Origin of the sequence: Streptococcus plurextorum DSM 22810, assembly GCF_000423745.1 — a bacterium.
Lineage (GTDB): Bacteria > Bacillota > Bacilli > Lactobacillales > Streptococcaceae > Streptococcus > Streptococcus plurextorum.
In genome coordinates, this window is sequence record NZ_AUIO01000016.1 from 15,234 (window position 1) to 33,653 (window position 18,420).

21 protein-coding genes are annotated in these 18,420 nt (G+C 42.9%); 19 read left to right on the forward strand and 2 right to left on the reverse strand.

Annotation, left to right across the window (positions count from 1 at the left end; translation table 11 throughout):
* Positions 1–87: 87 nt before the first annotated feature.
* The 19 genes from G575_RS0109905 to G575_RS0109995 all read left to right on the forward strand — a co-directional run bounded on the left by G575_RS0109905 (position 88) and on the right by G575_RS0109995 (position 17,579).
* Positions 88–477 (forward strand): P27 family phage terminase small subunit, encoded by a 390-nt coding sequence (locus G575_RS0109905; RefSeq protein WP_024390678.1) that lies wholly within the window; start codon positions 88–90, stop codon positions 475–477.
* Entirely contained in the window at positions 470–2,245 is a 1,776-nt protein-coding gene (locus G575_RS0109910) for a terminase large subunit (RefSeq protein ID WP_027972582.1), read from the forward strand. Before G575_RS0109905 ends, G575_RS0109910 begins: the two co-directional genes overlap by 8 nt.
* A gap of 22 nt (positions 2,246–2,267) precedes the next feature.
* Positions 2,268–3,470 (forward strand): phage portal protein, encoded by a 1,203-nt coding sequence (locus G575_RS0109915; RefSeq protein ID WP_027972583.1) that lies wholly within the window; start codon positions 2,268–2,270, stop codon positions 3,468–3,470.
* Entirely contained in the window at positions 3,457–4,035 is a 579-nt protein-coding gene (locus G575_RS0109920) for an HK97 family phage prohead protease (RefSeq protein WP_027972584.1), read from the forward strand. Before G575_RS0109915 ends, G575_RS0109920 begins: the two co-directional genes overlap by 14 nt.
* The gene (locus G575_RS0109925; RefSeq protein ID WP_027972585.1) at positions 4,032–5,198 is read left to right on the forward strand and encodes a phage major capsid protein; all 1,167 of its coding nucleotides are present in this window, start codon (positions 4,032–4,034) and stop codon (positions 5,196–5,198) included. Before G575_RS0109920 ends, G575_RS0109925 begins: the two co-directional genes overlap by 4 nt.
* Before the next feature lie 11 nt (positions 5,199–5,209).
* A complete protein-coding gene (locus G575_RS0109930; protein ID WP_027972586.1) occupies positions 5,210–5,512 on the forward strand; it encodes a hypothetical protein in 303 nt (100 codons plus the stop codon).
* Between the two features lie 2 nt (positions 5,513–5,514).
* Positions 5,515–5,796, forward strand: a complete 282-nt coding sequence (locus G575_RS0109935) for a hypothetical protein (protein WP_027972587.1) — start codon at positions 5,515–5,517, stop codon at positions 5,794–5,796.
* Positions 5,783–6,082: a phage head closure protein gene (locus tag G575_RS0109940; protein WP_027972588.1), complete on the forward strand. Its 300-nt coding sequence runs from the start codon at positions 5,783–5,785 to the stop codon at positions 6,080–6,082. The genes G575_RS0109935 and G575_RS0109940 overlap by 14 nt, the downstream gene beginning before the upstream one ends.
* Positions 6,079–6,432 (forward strand): HK97 gp10 family phage protein, encoded by a 354-nt coding sequence (locus G575_RS0109945; RefSeq protein WP_027972589.1) that lies wholly within the window; start codon positions 6,079–6,081, stop codon positions 6,430–6,432. The genes G575_RS0109940 and G575_RS0109945 overlap by 4 nt, the downstream gene beginning before the upstream one ends.
* Complete coding sequence (locus G575_RS0109950; protein WP_027972590.1) at positions 6,429–6,752, forward strand: hypothetical protein; 324 nt, start codon at positions 6,429–6,431, stop codon at positions 6,750–6,752. Before G575_RS0109945 ends, G575_RS0109950 begins: the two co-directional genes overlap by 4 nt.
* Positions 6,753–6,764: 12 nt before the next feature.
* A complete protein-coding gene (locus G575_RS0109955) occupies positions 6,765–7,340 on the forward strand; it encodes a major tail protein (RefSeq protein WP_027972591.1) in 576 nt (191 codons plus the stop codon).
* 11 nt (positions 7,341–7,351) lie between these two features.
* The gene (locus G575_RS0109960; RefSeq protein ID WP_027972592.1) at positions 7,352–7,771 is read left to right on the forward strand and encodes a hypothetical protein; all 420 of its coding nucleotides are present in this window, start codon (positions 7,352–7,354) and stop codon (positions 7,769–7,771) included.
* A 307-nt stretch (positions 7,772–8,078) separates the two neighbouring features.
* On the forward strand, positions 8,079–10,838 hold the full coding sequence (locus tag G575_RS0109965; protein ID WP_027972593.1) for a hypothetical protein: 2,760 nt from the start codon (positions 8,079–8,081) through the stop codon (positions 10,836–10,838).
* Entirely contained in the window at positions 10,835–11,557 is a 723-nt protein-coding gene (locus G575_RS0109970; protein WP_027972594.1) for a hypothetical protein, read from the forward strand. Before G575_RS0109965 ends, G575_RS0109970 begins: the two co-directional genes overlap by 4 nt.
* A complete protein-coding gene (locus tag G575_RS12510) occupies positions 11,558–15,280 on the forward strand; it encodes a phage tail spike protein (protein ID WP_051177040.1) in 3,723 nt (1,240 codons plus the stop codon). It abuts the gene before it with no gap.
* Positions 15,281–15,293: 13 nt separating this feature from the next.
* Entirely contained in the window at positions 15,294–15,500 is a 207-nt protein-coding gene (locus G575_RS0109980) for a hypothetical protein (RefSeq protein WP_027972595.1), read from the forward strand.
* Between the two features lie 2 nt (positions 15,501–15,502).
* Positions 15,503–15,769 carry a hypothetical protein gene (locus tag G575_RS0109985; RefSeq protein WP_027972596.1) on the forward strand — a complete coding sequence of 89 codons (267 nt, stop codon included), beginning with the start codon at positions 15,503–15,505 and terminating at the stop codon, positions 15,767–15,769.
* A complete protein-coding gene (locus G575_RS0109990) occupies positions 15,770–16,171 on the forward strand; it encodes a phage holin family protein (protein WP_027972597.1) in 402 nt (133 codons plus the stop codon).
* Between the two features lies 1 nt (position 16,172).
* Complete coding sequence (locus tag G575_RS0109995) at positions 16,173–17,579, forward strand: peptidoglycan amidohydrolase family protein (protein WP_027972598.1); 1,407 nt, start codon at positions 16,173–16,175, stop codon at positions 17,577–17,579.
* A gap of 58 nt (positions 17,580–17,637) precedes the next feature.
* Here the strand turns inward: G575_RS0109995 and G575_RS0110000 are convergent, their stop codons facing one another.
* Complete coding sequence (locus G575_RS0110000; RefSeq protein WP_027972599.1) at positions 17,638–17,832, reverse strand: helix-turn-helix domain-containing protein; 195 nt, start codon at positions 17,830–17,832, stop codon at positions 17,638–17,640.
* 142 nt (positions 17,833–17,974) lie between these two features.
* Positions 17,975–18,121, reverse strand: a complete 147-nt coding sequence (locus G575_RS12310) for a hypothetical protein (protein ID WP_169365916.1) — start codon at positions 18,119–18,121, stop codon at positions 17,975–17,977.
* Positions 18,122–18,420: the final 299 nt, after the last annotated feature.

Below are 18,420 nucleotides of genomic sequence, written 5' to 3' on the forward strand. Positions count from 1 at the left end.
CCGGTGAAGGGAACTTTTTCCAAGTCGGGAGCCGTCAGACAAAAAGGGGGTAAAAACTCAGCGATTTTGTAGAAAGGGGGTTAGTTTTTGGCTAAACCAATTACAGTGAAGTCAATCAAGTCAAAAGTGGTCAAGCAGATGAAAGACTTGGGAACCTATCGAAAAGAATTTGAGATGATCATTGACATCTTTGCTGGAATGTTGTTTCAGTATCAAAAACTAGCTCAAGACTATGCTGACATGGGCTATCCTGTCACAGATGTCTATGTCAACAAGGCTGGTGCTGAGAATGAGAGGAAAGTTCCAATCTTGACTGCAATGGAAATACTCAGGAAAGACATCTTGAGCTATTCTAACCAGCTGATGTTGAATCCGAAGTCACTTGGTGAGGTGGTCGAACAAGACAAAGGCTCGCCACTAACAGAGGTTATGAAGTTCAAGGATGAATTGAAAAAGAAGCGGGTGAAAGATGGATAAAGACTTTGAAAAACGTTTTGCCGATTTTCGCCATGCTACAACCAATCTTGGAAAAGCTAAAGCCTATGTTGATTATGTCCTGAGCTATCAAGAGGAACATAACGAAGAACGGATTTTGGCTGCCGAACGCTTTTTGAGGGATTTGGAAAACCCAGCCTATGAGCTTGATGAGGATATAGTGGATTTTGCTGTTCACTTCATCGAGAACTCTATAGTCCATCAGCAAGGTGATGACATGTTTGCCATGTCTATCCGAAACAAGCCTTTGATTTTGCAACCGTGGCAACATTTCACAGTTGTCAATCTCTTTGGGTTCTATCATGCTGGGACGAACGAGCGTAGGTTCAAAGAAGCGTTGATAATGCTGGCACGAAAAAACGGTAAGACCAGTTTTACTGCAGCTATCGCTCTGCTTTATCAGATACTAGATTCTGACAGTGGTTCAAAGTGCTATATCGTGGCCAACTCTGTCAAGCAAGCACTTGAAGCCTTTAATTTCATCAAGTTCAACGTGGAGCGTTGGAATGATAAGTCTATCCGTATCAAGGACAATAACCAGGAACACTCCATCACAGCCAATTTTGGTGATGATGGGTCATTCTATATTCAGGCCTTGGCTAATGATGAGAGCCGTTTGGACTCTCTTAATGGGAATGTCACAGTTATTGACGAGGCTCACACCATGCGAAATTCTAAGAAGTATGGTCTCATGAAGAAAACAATGTCAGCATACCGAAACAGTATGCTTTTTGTTATCTCTACGGCTGGGGATATTCCAACTGGATTTCTCGCCAATCGTTTGAAATACTGTCAGAAGGTCCTCAAGCAGTTAATCAGTGATGAATCGCTATTCATCTTCATTTGCAAAGCCAATCAGACTACTGATGGCGATGTTGGAGATTATCTGGACGACAATGTTTTGAAGATGGCGAATCCATCTTGGGGTGTCACGGTGTCCATGCCTGCTTTGAGAGCTGAGGCTGAACAAGCCATGAATGATCCACAGACCAGGAATGAGTTCTTCAACAAGACTTTGAATGTCTTTACTAACTCTATGAATGCCTACTTCAATCCTGACGAATTTATCGCTAGTGATGCTTGTTATGATTGGAGCTTGGAAGAGCTGGCACGCTTGCCGATTAAGTGGTATGGTGGGGCGGACTTGTCCCGCTTGCATGACTTGACCGCTGCTGCAATCTATGGCATCTACAATGACGGTGAGAAAGACATTGACATCTGTATCACTCACGCATTCTTCCCTCGCGTCAATGCTCAGAAGAAAGCTAATGATGATGGCATTCCACTCTTTGGGTGGCAGTCGGATGGTTGGTTGACAATGAGCAACACTCCAACGGTACTCTATGATGATATCGTCAAGTGGTTTATCGAGATGAGGCAGAAAGGTTTCAAGATTGCTGCTGTCGGTATGGATAGAAAGTTTGGTCGTGAGTTTTTGAGTAAAATGAAAAAGGCTAAGTTCAAGATGATTGACCAACCTCAGCTCTTCTATCTGAAATCAGAAGGCTTCAGACGGATTGAGTTCAAGGTTAAGAATAAAGAGTTTTACTATCTACATTCTGAGGCCTATGAATACTGTGTCAGCAATGTCAGAGCGATTGAGAAGGTGGACGATGCGGTGCAATATGAGAAATTAGACGGTGACGGTGGTACAGCAAGGATTGACTTATTTGATTCCAGTGTCTTTGCATGTATTCAGGCTCTTGCTAATCTCGGTAAGAACCAGAATGTGATGCAATTCTTTGATTAGGTTAGAAAGGAGGTGAGAAAGAATGGGTTTCTTTGATAGGTTCCGTAAGAGAAGCAAGTCGCAGTCGACTGTGAGTATGCTTAGTCACTCGGATTTTGGAATTATCTTTGAGGGTGATGGTTATGTGCCACTTGCTAGGAATCCTGATGTGATATTGGCTGTCAACAAGATTGCTGATATGGTGTCGAATATGACCATACATCTGATGGAGAATACAGACAAGGGTGATATTCGTATCAAGGATGGTTTAGCTCGGAAAATTGACATCAATCCTTGTGCACACATGACCAGGAAGACTTGGATTTTCAAGATTGTGCGCGACTTGTTGCTGTATGGCGACGGTAATTCTGTCCTTCATGTCGAATACGACCCTGTGACAGACTATATTTTGAACTTGAGACCCTTCCCGATGGATGAGGTCTCTTTTAAGTCCAATGATTTAGACTATGTGATTTGCTACAAGGGTAGGGAATACGAGCCAGATGATGTTGTCCACTTCGCAATCAATCCTGATCCAGACAGCCCTTATGTCGGAACAGGGTATCGACTGGCTTTGAAGGACATTGTCCGCAACCTAAACTTGGCTACTCAGACCAAGAAAGGTTTTATGAGTGGCAAGAATGTTCCTAGCTTGATTGTCAAAGTTGATTCATCCAGCGATGAGTTGGGCAGTCAAGAAGGCCGTGACAGAATTGCTAAGAAGTATTTATCCACAAGCCAGTCAGGAGAGCCGTGGATTATACCTGATGCCCTTATGGAAGTTGAGCAAGTCAAACCATTGAATCTGAATGACATTGCTTTGAATGAATCGGTTGAGATTGACAAGAAAACAGTAGCTGGGCTTTTAGGAGTGCCAGCTTTCATCTTGGGTGTTGGAGAATTTAACAAAGAAGAATACAACAACTTTGTCAATACAACGGTCATGAGCATTGCTACAACGATCACTCAAACATTGACAAGGGATTTGCTAGTGTCTAGCAATCGTTATTTCAAGTTCAATCCACGGTCGTTGTACTCTTACGATATTACTGAGCTATCAACGGTGGCTCAGCAGATGACAAACAGTGCTGCTATGCGTCGTAATGAATGGCGAGACTGGGTTGGTATGACTCCAGATCCTGAAATGGATGACATCATTGTTCTTGAAAACTATCTGCCACAAGGTGAGCTAGGCAATCAGAACAAATTAAACAAGGAAGGAGGGAATAACGATGCAGAAACGTAAGGCTTACATGGCCACGCAATTTCAAACTCGTGAGGAACAAGAGTCTGGCGATTTGATTTTGAGTGGCTACTTTATCAAGTTTGATGAAGAGACTGAACTTTGGCCTGGTTATTTTGAAGTGATTAAGCGTGAGGGTGTTGAGAAGGCTATTAAAGATGCCGACATCCGTGCCTTATTTAACCATGACCATAGTTTGGTACTTGGTCGGACTGGAAATGACACAGTGCGGCTCGGTGTTGATGATGTTGGTCTGTTTGGCGATATTATCATCAACAAGGATGACCCACAAGCGGTCGGTGCTTATGCTCGTGTTCAACGTGGGGATGTGATTGGTTGTAGTTTTGGCTTCTTCCCAATCAAAATCGACACGGAAGTGCGTGATGACGGTTCTTACTTGGACACTATCTTAGACCTTGAAATCTTTGAAGTTAGTCCTTGTACTTTCCCAGCATATCCACAGACTGAAATTGCTGCACGTCAGAAGGACTTTGAATGTCAACTACGTGCAAATCGTGAAATGCTTGATAAGCGTAAAAAAGAAATAAAGGAGAAATTTAAGCTATGAATAAAGCTCTAATTTTTGGTGCTCGTATGCGAGCTAAAGCTACGAAAGTAGTTGAACTTGAAGAGTCCATCAAGGACTTGCAGAAACGTACTGCTCTTGAAGCAGAGAAGTTGGAACGTGCTGAGACTGAGGAAGAAGTGTCAGCTGTTGAGAAAACTCTTGAAGAACTTCAAACAGAACTGGAATCCAAAGAAGCTGAAAAGGCTGAATTGGAGAAGGAAATTGAAGACCTTCAAACGCAAATTGATGAACAAAACCGCAAAGCCCCTACTTATGAAGGAGGCGACGACCGTGGAGGTAAGAAGAAAATGGAAAAACGTGAAGCAGTTGTCGCTTATGTCCGCTCTATTGGACAGAAGCGTGAAGGAGTTAAGACGACAGATGTAGGTGCTATCATTCCTAAAGAAGTCTTGCAACCACAAAAAGAACCTGAGCGTCAGAATCCATTGCTTAACCTCATCCATGTGGTGAATGTGTCAAGCGGCTCGGGATCATATCCAGTTCTCAAAAAGTCTAATCGTAAGATGGTCGAAGTTGGGGAACTTGAAGAAAACCCAGAACTTGGTAAAACTAAGATCACTGAAGTTGATTACAAAATCAAGACCTATCGTGGCGAACTACCACTCTCTCGTGAAGCTATTGAGGACGCTCAATATGACCTTATCGGTATCATGCAGGACGATATCCAAGACCAAGACGAACAAACAAAATTGGCTCTTGTTGCAGACATCTTGAAAACTGCTACCGTTGTCAACGCTTCTGGATATGACGGCCTTAAAGACATTTTGAATGTCAAAATCAAATCAGTCTACAATAAAGTCCTTGTCGTCACAGACTCAATGTTCAATGCTTTGGATAAAGTCAAAGACAAAGAAGGTCGCTATATGCTGCAACCAGACATCACATCACCTACAGGTTACTCATTCTCAGGCAAGCCTATCTATCCCATCGCTGACGAGCTGTTCGGTTCAGAAGGCGATATGAAATACTTTATCGGAGATATTCATTACTTCTTGACCTTGTTTGATCGTATGGAGCTATCTGTTCAGTGGGAAGACAATCATCGTTATGGTAAGAACCTTGCTTCATACCTACGTTTTGATGTTAAGAAGACTGATGCTGATGCAGGTGTGTTTGGTACTTACACCGATGCCGTTCAGTAAGGAGGTAGTCAATGGTTTACAAAGTTATCCGTCCTTTTAAGGACTTAACAGATCCAGACAAACATGATTACGCTTTGGATGAAACCTACCCTCGTGCTGGTCATAAACCTTCGGATGATTTTATCCAAGGTTTGCTGACTGGCTCAAATTCAGCTGGGTCAATCTTTTTGGCTACAGTTGATGAGGAGCCAGAGCTCCAAGAAGGTGATAAGTCTACTGAAGAAGAACCTGAACTTCCAGAGGGCGACAAGCCTGCTGATGAATCAGTAGAGAAACCAAAGCGGAAGCGTACCACTAAGAAAGCAGAGGGATAGTCATGGACATTGATCAGCTATTAGAACTGCTTAAACTGAAGCTAGGCATTTCAACCACTCTCAGGGATAAGCCGTTGGAGAAAATTCTTGAAGCCGTTATTTCTGAATTGTCACAGACTTTCGGTGTTGAATTGGATTCTAAAAGAGCTGATCATGAGATGTTTGTGGTTGATTTTGCTGCTTATCGCTATGAAGGTGGTGTGGACATGCCACGTCATCTTCAATGGCGATTACATAATCTGCAAGTTTCGTCAAAAGGAGAGACTAGCGATGTGGAATCATGAAATCACTCTGATAGCAAAGAGAATCACTGGGAAAGACAAGTTGAAGCAGAACATCACTGAGGAAGTCAAAACTGTTCTGCTGTGTCGCAAGAAGTCAATTACCAGGTCAGAGTTTTACCAAGCCAATCAGGCAGGCATTCGTCCAAGCCTGGTTGTTGATATTCACAGTTTTGAGTACGACAATCAAGAGTTGGCTGAATTCGAAGGGAAGAGATACCACATCCTCAAGACCTATCCTGTTGATCTTGAAACTCTTGAATTGACCATGACGGAGAAGCTATCATGAGTAAGGACTTAGCCAATGAGATTGCTAAAGCTTTAGCTGAGTATTCATCAGAGATAGAAGATGAAGTAGACCTTATTGCTGAAGATGTGGCCAGTGAAGCCGTGGACGAACTGAAAGCGACTAGTCCTAAAAGATATGGTAAGTACGCAAGGAATTGGCGGTTTAAAAAGAACGCCAAGGGGTCTTATGTGGTCCACAATGCTGCACCAACTTACCGACTTACTCACTTATTGGAAAACAGTCATTTGTTACGAAATGGCGGCCGTAGTAAAGCCCAGCCTCACATCAAACCTGTTGAAGAAAAGGTCAAAGAAAACTTTGAAAAACGGATTAAGGAGCTTGGTCGATGAAGCTATCAGAATTTGCAGATATTTTGGAACAGGCTGGTTTGCCTGTAACCTATCGAGCATATCAAGAGGGGAATGTCCCTGATATGCCTTACCTTGTGTATTTTGAATCTAATCCTATTGTCAATTCTGCCGACAATAAAAGAAACCACGAAATTAAGTCAGTGGTTGTTGAGTTGGCATTTGAGAGAAAGGATGAGGATTTGGAGGAGCGTTTGGAAGAGCTATGGTCTAACCATGAGCTCTTTTTTGAAGCTCAAGAAGAAACTTTTATTGAGACTGAAAGGCTCTATGTCAAGCCTTACACAGTCTATCTCTACTAGAGGAGGAATGACATGGAAAATAAAGTGACCTATGGTCTGAAAAATGTACACGTTGCACCAATTACTAATATTAGTAGTGAGACAGGGGTGCTAACTTACGGAGATATTTTCCGTTTCCCTGGTGCCATGGAAATCACTCTTGAACCAAAAGGGGAATCAGGTTCGGTTGATGCTGACGACATCGCTTATCACTTCATGAACGCTAATGAAGGTTACGAAGGCAAGTGGAAAGTAGCACACATCATCGAACAATTCGCTACCAAAATCCTTGGTGAAATCAAAGATACTGAGACAGGGGTATTGACAGAAAAAGGCGATGCAGGACCAACACCGTTTGCTCTGATGTTTGAATTTTCAGGGGACAAGAACAAGACCCGACATGTGCTCTACTATTGCTCTGCTAGCCGTCCAGCAACTGGGTCTAAGACAAAGAGCGGTACAAGCGTTAACGAGCGGGAATTGACTTTCAATGCTAGCCCACGTCCACTTGATAGCGTTATTAAACGTTCAATCACTTCGGCAGACAAGAAAGAAGTCTATGACAATTGGTTCAAGAAAGTCTATGAGCCAGCAGCAGTTGGTGGATAAGGAGGTCCTACATGCGTAAAATCATTCCAATTGGTGATCAGGAGTATGAATTGGCCACAAATGGCTATACTCCTATCGCTTACAAGGAAGAGTTTGGGAAGGACTACTTCCAGGATCTATTTTCAATGTTGAACAGTCAAGCACTCTTGTCTGAACTGGATAAGTTGGAACCTGGTCAGGAATTGCAAGCCAGCAATATCGACATGTCTGTTCTTGCTGACTTTGATATGACGTTCTTCAATCGTCTTTTCTGGACCTTTGCCAAGTCTGCCAACCCTCGTATCAAGCCTTATGCTCAATTCTTCATGGAAATGGAAGAGTTCCCTATCCAAGAAATCGGTCGAGACCTGATGGAAATGTTGAATGCGAGTATGCAGACAAAAAAGAAACAGACTCGTCAGAATCTGCAAGCGATGAAATCTTTACAGTAGAATCCTATCTCTCTTGTTGCAAGGAGACAGGTTTATCCATTGATGACCTGAAGCATATTTCAATCGGAATGGCTCTGGATTATCAGACGGATTATGTGAATTTACGCAGTAAAGATAAGGGTGGCGAAAGAAAAGCTACTCAAGAAGATTTTGACAACTTTTAAGAAATTAGCAGTGCTGAGAGAGTGATTCTAGGGTCAAGTTCCTTGTAGTAAGTGGACTTTCGGTCATAGATGAGCTTGTAAGCTCTGCTATTTTTCGTTTGAGGTGGGAGGGTAGGCAATTTTCAAAGGAAAGGAGGAAACAAATGGCAAGTAACATCAAAGGAATTAAGATTGAAATTGATGGGGACACGCAACCCTTGCAGAAGGCTCTGAAAGATGTCAACAAGAATGCTACTGAAGCAACCAAGGAGCTGAGACAGATTGACAAGGCTTTGAAGTTTGATACTGGCAATGTAACCTTGCTGACCCAGAAACAGGAAGTCTTACAACAGCAGGTATCAAATACCAAGGAGAAGCTTGAAACTCTGAGACAAGCTCAAGCACAGGTTGAGAAGCAATTCCAGAATGGAGACATCGGAGCTGATCAGTACCGTGCTTTCCAACGTGAATTGGAAACTACTCAAAATGTTCTCAAGGGGTATGAGAATAAGCTTGAAAATGTTAATCGAGCTCTGGCCAATAATGGTCAAGCTGTAGAAACTAATGTCAGCCAACTGAACAGCCTACAGAGTGAGCAGAGTCAGTTAGCATCCGAAATGGACAAAGTGACCAGTGCTTTCAAACTACAAGAGAGCGAGCTCGGTCAGAACGCTTCCGAGTCTGAGAAAGTTGCCCTTGCTCAGAAGAAGATTGCTGCTCAATCTGAAATTGTGGAAAAACAAATCTCGAACCTTGAGCGTCAACTTGAGCTGACAAAGAAAGAGTATGGCGAAAACTCCACTGAAGCTAACAGGATGGAGTCAGAGCTTAATCAGGCTAAGACAGCCCTCAACAATCTCAACAATGAGATGAATGAGACCAAGGCTTCTGCTGACAATGCTCAAGATGGCATGAAGGCCATGTCCGACACTATCAGGGCTGAGGCACTGCAACAGACCAGTGAGAAACTTGGGGAGCTATCCCAGAAGATTCTTGAGGTTGGTGCTGATTCTATTGAAGCAGCTGCTCAGGTAAAGGCTAGTAATGCACAGTTTAGCACTGTATTTGGAGACATGGAAAGTCAGGCCAGGCAGTCGCTGAATGCCATTGGGGATGAAATGGACATCATTCCAGAGCGGTTGCAAGGGTCATTCACTCAGATAGCTTCTTTCGCCAAAACTTCTGGAATGGACACAGCTGAGGCCTTGGAGCTAAGCACTCGTGCAACCAGGGCGGCCGCTGATGGTGCTGCTTTCTATGACAAGTCAATTGAGAGTGTCACAGAAAGTCTCCAATCATTTCTGAAAGGGAACTATGCCAATGATGCTGCTCTTGGTATTTCAGCCACTGAAACCACAAGGAATGCGGCTGCTAATAAACTTTACGGAAAATCATTTAATGAGCTAAGTGAAGCACAGAAACAGCTGACACTTCTTCAAATGGTTGAAGATGGTAATAAACTATCAGGGGCGCTAGGACAAGCACAGCGTGAGGCTGACGGTCTTGAAAACGTGATGGGTAACCTGAAACAATCTGGGACTAATGCTATTGCCGTCATTGGCGAGCCAATCCTTGAAATGTTGATACCAGTTTTTCAATCTCTTGCTGAGATTGTCAATAAGGTGGTTACATGGTTCAGTAAGCTCTCAGCACCTATCAAACAAGCTATTGTAGTATTTGTTGGAATCCTGGCTGTCGTAGGGGCATTATTGCCAGTATTCCTAGCCGTACAAGTTGCAGCGGCTGCAATGGGGACAACCGTAGTCGGAATGATTACAGCCTTTGCTCCAATTGTGGCAACAATCATAGGCATTGTAGCCGTTATTACACTTCTTGTCATCGGTATTAAGGAACTTTGGCAGAATAATGAAGGTTTCAGAAATGCTGTTACAGAGATATGGAATGCCATTATGTCTGTCATCAATACGATTGTTCAGCAAATATCTGATTTTGTGATGTCTATCTGGGGAACCTTATCTACCTGGTGGGCAGAGAATCAGGAATTGATTCGGGCAACCGCTGAGACAATTTGGAATGCTATTCAATCCGTCATTCAGACTGTCATGGGCATACTTGGTCCACTTATTGAAGCTAGTTGGAACAACATTCAATTGGTCATCTCAACAGTTTGGGAAGTTATCAAGACTGTTGTTGAAACAGCCATTAACGTTGTTCTAGGTATTATCACGGCAGTCATGCAGATCATCAATGGAGACTGGTCAGGTGCTTGGGAAACAATAAAAGGTGTTTTCTCAACTGTCTGGAATGGTATTCAGAACATTGTTCAGACAATCCTATCCGCTATTCAATCTTTTATCGAAAATGTGATGAGTGGTATATCTGGAACGATTTCAAACATTTGGAATTCTATCTCAGGAACAATTAGCGGCATTCTAAGTGGGATATCAAGTACGGTTTCAAATATCTGGAATGGTATTAAGGATAGTATTTCCAATGCAATCAATGGTGCAAAGGACGCAGTTTCAAACGCAATCAATGCTATCAAAGGATTCTTTAACTTTGAGTTTAAGTGGCCTCATATCCCATTACCACATTTTAGTATATCAGGTTCCATTAACCCACTAGATTGGTTAAAAGGTGGATTACCTAAAATTGGTGTTGAATGGTATGCGAAGGGAGGCATCTTGACCAAGCCGACAGCATTTGGCATGAACGGCAACAATCTTATGGTTGGTGGTGAGGCAGGTAATGAAGCTATCTTACCGCTTAATGATAAGACACTCGGAGCAATTGGCCGTGGTATCGCTCAGACAATGGGAGGTAGCACACCAACCATCAATATCACTATCACAGGAAATGTAGTACGTGAGGAAGTTGATATCACGAAGATTGCCAATCAAGTTGCTCAGCTTATCGCTGATGAGCTACAACGTAAGACACAACTGAAAGGAGGGACAATATGATTAAGCATAACGAACTAGTGATTGACGGTGTGAAGACATCGTCTTTCCCTTTCAAAGTGATTGTACATGAGTCCCCTTCTGTCACGTTGGGAGACAGCAAGACAAATCTACTGGAACATGACGGCATCAGTGGAGCGATTGTGCAGACTAACAAGCACCGGGGGGTGATTGAAAAATCCTACACAATCTATCTTGTCAAGCCAACAGAGGAGCAATTGAACAAGTTCATGAGCTTGTTTATCCGCGAGAAGTTTTGGCTTGAGAATGAGCGTGTGAAGACTACACGGCTCTGGTGCTACAAGGTCAGTGTCACGGATGTCGAACAAGAGAAACCTGGTCTTTATGTGACCAAGGTAACCTTCACTTGCCACCCTACCAAGTTTTTCAAAGCCACTGACACCCAGACCTTGACTGGGAATGGGATTTTGAGGGTGCAAGGGTCAGCTCTTGCTTTTCCGAAGATTACAGTGGTTGGTCAGAGCGCTTCTGAGACATCCTTTACGGTGGGAAATCAAGTGATTAAACTTGAAAAACTCTCAGAATCGCTTGTAATGGTCAATGATCCTGACAATCCTAGCTTCAAGACGGCAACTGGCAAGCTCATTAAGTGGGCTGGTGACTTTATCACGATTGATACGAGCAAGAGTCAGTCGGTCGGTGTCGTGTTGGGACCAGGCATCCAGTCGCTAAAATTTGAAACAGTTTGGGGGTGGGCGTGATTGCTGTATTTACTTGATAAAGATGTCAAGACGGTTAAATGGAACGGTATTCCGCTACATGAAGCGAGCTCTGCTATTGTCAAGGAAGAAATCAATGGCGATTTTGTATTGACTGTCCATTATCCTATCACGGACACCGGGATCTATCGGCTTATCAAAGAAGATATGCTGATTAAGGCGTCTGTGCCTGTGTTGGGCGCTCAGCTGTTCCGTATCAAGAAGCCTATTGAGAATGACGATAACCTAGACATCACTGCTTATCATGTTTCTGATGACATCATGAAGCGGTCTATCAACCCTCTTAGCGTGGTTGGTCAAGGTTGTGCTATGGCTCTCTCTCAAATGGTCCAAAATGCTAAGACGGACCTTGGGACTTTTTCGTTTACAAGCGACATCATGGACAGTCGGACCTATAACACGACTGAAACGGAAACGCTCTACTCAGTCCTATTGGACGGTAAACACAGTATTGTTGGAACGTGGGAGGGTGAGCTTGTTCGTGACAACTTTGCTCTGACTATCAAGCGTAGCCGTGGTGCTGACCGTGGGGTTGTCATCACGACACACAAGAACCTCAAGTCTTACCAGCGAACCAAGAACTCACAGGGTGTTGTCACACGCATCCATGCACGGTCAACTTTTAAGCCAGATGGTGCTGAAGATGAAGTGACGCTCAGAGTGACTGTTGATAGTCCACTAATCAACTCTTATCCCTATATCAATGAGAAGGAGTATGAAAACAACAACGCTGAAACCGTTGAAGACCTGAGAAAGTGGGCTGAGGCTAAGTTTACCAATGAGGGCATTGATAAGGTCTCTGATGCCATTGAGATTGAAGCCTATGAGCTTGATGGTCAGGTTGTCCATCTGGGCGATACGGTCAACATCAAGAGCAGGAAGCACGATGTAGACCTCTACAAGAAGGCTATCGCTTATGAATACAACGCTTTGACGGAAGAGTATATCTCTATCACGTTTGATGACAAACCTGGTGTTGGTGGCTCTGGTGTATCTAGCGGGGTGTCTAATGCTGCCGATGTAATTTTGACTGCTAATCGAAATGCTCAAGAAGTAGCCATTGAACGAGCTGTCAGGAATGCCAACCTAGCCTTTGACGCTGAATTTGACAAGCGATCCAAAGCAATCAATGATGCTATTGAGCAATCAAAAGCGGATGCTGAGGTCTACGCAGACAAAGTACGTCAAGATATCGCTCAAGATTTAGATGATTTTGAGCGCGAATATCGAGTTAACAAGCAATTGCAAGACCAACAAGTAGCTGATATCTTATCAACGGCTCACTCAAGCGCTAGTCTTGCGACTGACGCCAAAAGTTTAGCGGAACGGTCAAAAGCTGAGTCAGTTGCAGAGGCTACTCGTTTAGTCGAGATGGCTAAATCGGCGACTGATGCAAAGATGCAGTCTATTGATATCAATATCGATACGATAAAAAATCAATTAGCTACAAAAGTATCTCAAATGGATTTTGATGCGGTTAATAACCGCTTGACATCAGCAGAGACAAGCATTGTTACCCAAGCAGGGCAAATTGAGCAACGACTGACGAGAGCACAAGCGGAGCAGTTATTATCTGATAAAGGATTTGCGACGACAACGACTGTCCAAAACATTGTCAGAGAGACCGCTGATAGTTTTAACAGGACAATCAGCGAGACTAAAGCTCTGATACCCACAGATTTTAATAGTCGAAATCTTGTCCAAAATGGGGCATTTCCGACCGAAATCAACCCATGGACTGGCGACTTAAAAGTTCATAGACACGACTTTTATTATCGTAATGGTAAAACCTTATTTGTGCTAGATACTGACCAGAGCCGAGAGTTGTTTGCAAAGACTAACCGCTTTGAGCTCAAACGTAACACAGATTATACTCTATCATTTTACGGATTTGCCAGTTGGAATGTCAGCTCAATGGATGTTAACTTCTATGGTCGTAAAAACAGCGACAGCAACGACTGGACCCATGCGGATGAAATCATCAGCAGTAAGAGACTTAGCCCAGAATATGCAGAGTATGTCACAGTTACTTTTAACTCTGGAGATAATGACAATGGTTATTTGCGCTTTGACCACAATGGGTCAAACGATGGCAGTATGTCCTGGTTGTTTTTTGCCGAGGTTATGTTGGTTGAGGGTGTCACTGCTCAAAAGTGGGAACCAGCTTTTGAGGAGCTGATAACAGAGACAAAATTTCACGATGTTCGAGATACTATTGACAGCCATACACGCACAATTGGAGATCAAGCTAATGCCATTAGCCAGGTTGTGCAGACAGCGCAAGGATTGGTTACACGGGTCAATGATATGTCAAGTTATTTTAATCTTATCTATGATCCGACGAACTATACCAAATATAAAGCGAGGGAACCAGAATCGAATTTAGCGCTTGTCGGGACAAATGATTATAAATTACTGCGTATTACACAAACTGGTCGTACAAGCAACGGTTGGAGAGGTTATCAAATGCCAATGCACAGCAACAGATTTACGGCAGGCGAAAAGTTAAGCTATCGCGTAAGTATTTGGGTAGATAGATTGCCGGACGCTGCAATTGGATTTGAAATAAAAAACAATTGGGATATTGTTGCCCAATTTTTTATCCAGCCAACACGAACCGGTAGCAATCAAATATTTACTGGAACTTTTACTGTAAACAAATCAATTGTTTTGACAGACGAATGGCCGTTCCATGTTTGGGTCGAAAAAAATGGAATTGTTGCTATTGGACAACTATCTGTTGTCAGAGGCGATATCCCACCGACAAGTTTTGTTGATAGCACATCATCAATGTTGTTAGCTACCCAAACACAAGTCAACACACTTGCTGGGTCATGGTCTGTGCAGAATTTAAACGGTGCGGGCGACATCTTATCTCAAGCCAATCTATCATCGTCTCAATTTTTGCTTGAGGCGGCTAAAATTCGTTTGAAAGGTAAGACATTAGCTGACGAAATCCAAGCCATTGATGGTAAATTTGGCACGCTCTTTGTAGCGGACGGTACCTTTGGCAAGCTTAATGCCAACGTTATCAGCGCCCAATCCATCACTGGTGCTCAAATCAAGTTTGACCAATCATTTTTTAATTATCTTAGCGCGAACGAAGCATATCTAAAACAGATATTTGCCAAAAACGCATTTATCACACAGGTACAATCCGTAACACTATCTGCTAGTAAAATTTCGGGTGGAATATTAACAGCAACAAACAGAGCCATGGAAGTCAATCTAAACGCTGGTCAAATTATGTATTACACAGACCAGGCAGCGCTCAAGCGCATCTTAAATGGTTATCCTACACAATTTGTTAAATTTGCAACGGGGACAATTACTGGCAAAGGTAATGCTGGTGTTACGGTCATTGGATCAAACCGATGGAACTCCGAATCTTCGAATGATGGTGGTTTTGTTGGGATTAGGGCGTGGAATGGTAATGATATTGATATGATTGATGTGGTTGGTGACACAGTAAGGTTAGCAAGCTCTGCTTATGATAATTCTGATGGATGGGAAATTTTGACCACACCAGGAAATTTAAGGATAGACGCCCACAGAGCAAGTGATAGACCTAGCTCACGTCTCAATATTGGAGATATCCATCTGTTTTTCAAAGATACCAATACCTATTTTTCGCTTAAGGATATTTTAACGACTTTTAACAAAAGCATCCGCGATTTAGGCGGTACTTACTTTACAACATTATAGAGAGGGCTAAAAAATGAACCAGGAACAACAATTAGAGCAAGCGCTACGCTTGACTATTAGCGATTTAAGCCAACAACTGTCAAATGAGCTCACGACTAAAAATGTGCTTGCCATCCAATTGACAGACGCTAAACAACAAATCGCACGTTTGATTAAGGAAAATGAAGAATTGACCAAGCAATTAGACGAAGCTACAAAACCAGACGAAGGAGAAAAATGACTATGACACTGGAAGTAAAAAAAACAACAAAACTTATTGGCAATTTAAAAGTAGGTAACGAAATTGTCAAAACATATACAGTTGACATTGACGAAAAAGGAGTATCAACAATCACAGAATGGACGGCCAATCCTGATTTATATGCAACTAACCGTCGCGAAATGCGCAAACAAGAAGCGGAATTTAGACAAAAACGCTATGAGGTCGAAGATGCGATATTGGCAGAATTGGAATCTGTTGAATCTGAAACTATTGAAGGGGGAGAATAGATGCACATCAATATGTTTGACTTTTTTAGAGATATGATCGCGACGGAAGATGGTTTAATTATCTTTTTACTTGGCCTAATCGTCATCATGGAAATTGTCGATTTTCTGTCGGGGACCTTTGCTGCTATGATTAACCCTGATATCGAATACAAATCCAAAATTGGGATTAACGGGTTAATTCGCAAGATGATGGGTATTATCCTACTAACTGTCTTGATTCCCATGTCGGTACTTTTACCTGAACAGACAGGGGTGGCTTTCCTCTACACAATCTACGTCGGTTATCTAATTCTAACGTTTAAGAGTTTGGTCGAGAACTACGGAAAGGCCAAAGGAGATACATCTGTCTTTAAAAATGTCACAGCAGCGCTTGAGCGCTTGATTGCAAAAAAGGAGGATTAAAATGCCAGTAAACACCGAGACGGCCATCAGGTGGATGGCGGACCGTAAAGGTCGTGTCACTTACTCAATGGATTATCGTAATGGTCCAAATAGTTTTGATTGCTCCAGTTCGGTCTATTTTGCTCTCATGTCCGCTGGAGCTATCTCAGCAGGATGGGCAGTAAATACTGAATACGAGCATGACTGGTTGATAAAAAACGGTTATACACTCATAGCAGAAAATGCTGACTGGGATGCACAGCGTGGTGATATCTTTGTATGGGGCCGACGTGGTCAGTCTAGCGGCGCTGGTGGTCATACTGGCATCTTTATTGATCCTGACAACATCATCCACTGCAACTACGCTCACAATGGTATTACCATTGATAATTACAACCAAACGGCTGCTGCTAGCGGATGGATGTATTGCTACGTTTACCGCTTGGCCAGTCAAACCAGTGCAACGGGTAAAAGCCTTGAAACCTTGGTACAAGAAACTCTTGCAGGGAAATATGGCAACGGAGATATCCGAAAGGCAGCTCTTGGCAATCAATATGAGGCTGTCATGGCAGTCATCAATGGCAAAGCTACGACAAGTCAAAAGAGTGTTGATGAGCTTGCTCAAGAAGTAATCCAAGGCAAGCACGGTAATGGCGAAGCTCGTAAAAAGTCACTTGATAGTCAATACGATGCCGTGCAAAAACGGGTGTCTGAAATCCTCAAAAAACAGCCCTCTGAGCCGTCAAAAGGAGCGGAGGTAAAACAGACTACGGAAACCAAAACAAGCCAAAATGAGCCAATTGAGCAAGCGACAGTCACCAAAGAAGAGGGAGACCTTTCTTTCAATGGTGCTATTCTCAAAAAAGTGGTGCTGGATAAGATTTTGGCTAACTGCCAAAAGCATGACATCTTACCAAGCTATGCCCTAACCATCTTGCACTATGAAGGGCTTTGGGGAACTTCAGCGGTCGGCAAGGCTGACAATAACTGGGGCGGTATGACCTGGACTGGTAAGGGTCAGCGCCCTAGCGGTGTGATTGTCACACAAGGCTCAGCCCGTCCGTCAAATGAGGGCGGTCACTACATGCACTATGGCAGCGTCGATGACTTTTTGACAGACTGGTTCTACCTCTTGCGAAAAGATGGCTCTTACAAGGTAACAGGAGCTAAGACTTTCAGCGAGGCAGTCAAAGGCATGTTTAAGGTCGGCGGTGCGGTCTATGACTATGCGGCAAATGGATTTGATAGCTACATTGTCGGAGCGTCAAGCCGACTTAAAGCCATTGAGCAGGAAAACGGGTCACTGGCCAAGTTTGACAAACAGACCGACATCAGTGACGGTGAGTCTGACAAAATTGAGGTAACCATTGAGGGGATTGAAATTTCCATCAATGGTATTACCTACGAACTGACTAAAAAGCCAGTTTAGCTTAGAAATACGATAAGACAAAATAAGCCCTCAGCAATCGCTGGGGGCTGTTTTTATGTTAGTCATTGTGGATTGTGTTGTAGTATTCGGTAATCTTGATAACCTTATCAAATGACATGCCACCAATGTCCGTTCGTCCCTTGACATAATTTGCCAAAGTGGACTCAGAAAGACCTGTAGCTTGTGCGATTTGATAGCGTGAATGGGTCGTGAAGAAGGTCATTATCTCTTCTTTTGACAGAACTTGAATCATGGATACTCCTTATTTGTCTCTTGAAATCCAGAGATAGACCAGAAAGACGAAGACAAAAATTATTAAATACTTCATTTTTTTGATGTGTTATGATATACTCAAAGTAGGTCAAGGGGGCTTTGCCCCCATTCCCTACTGAACCTTACTTAAACTTCCTTGGTCGGGCTGTTTTTCGAGGTTCTTTTTTTGTTGCCTTGATGACTTCCGCTAGACCTTTGAGGCTAGCACCTAGACCAGTTAAGGCGATTCCGATTGAGCTTATCAGCTCAGGTATTTCTGAGAACTTCATAACTTTTTCCTTTCGTTGATTTCCAGAGTTCTTATCTAAGGTAACCTCCCCTTACCTTATGTCTATATTATACCGTTATTTTTAACGGTAGTCAAGTATTTTTCAAAAGTTTTTTGATTTTTTGGAAGAAAGTTATGTCTAAATAATTCAAGAGAGTTTTGCCCACCATTTGCCCACCAACTTTATCATATTTAACCGAATTTAACCGAATAAAAAAACCAAAAAGCCCGACTTTACGGGCTTTTTGTTCTGTTAAATCCTGTTAAATCAGGTACTGAAAGGCGGTAGACGGATTTGAA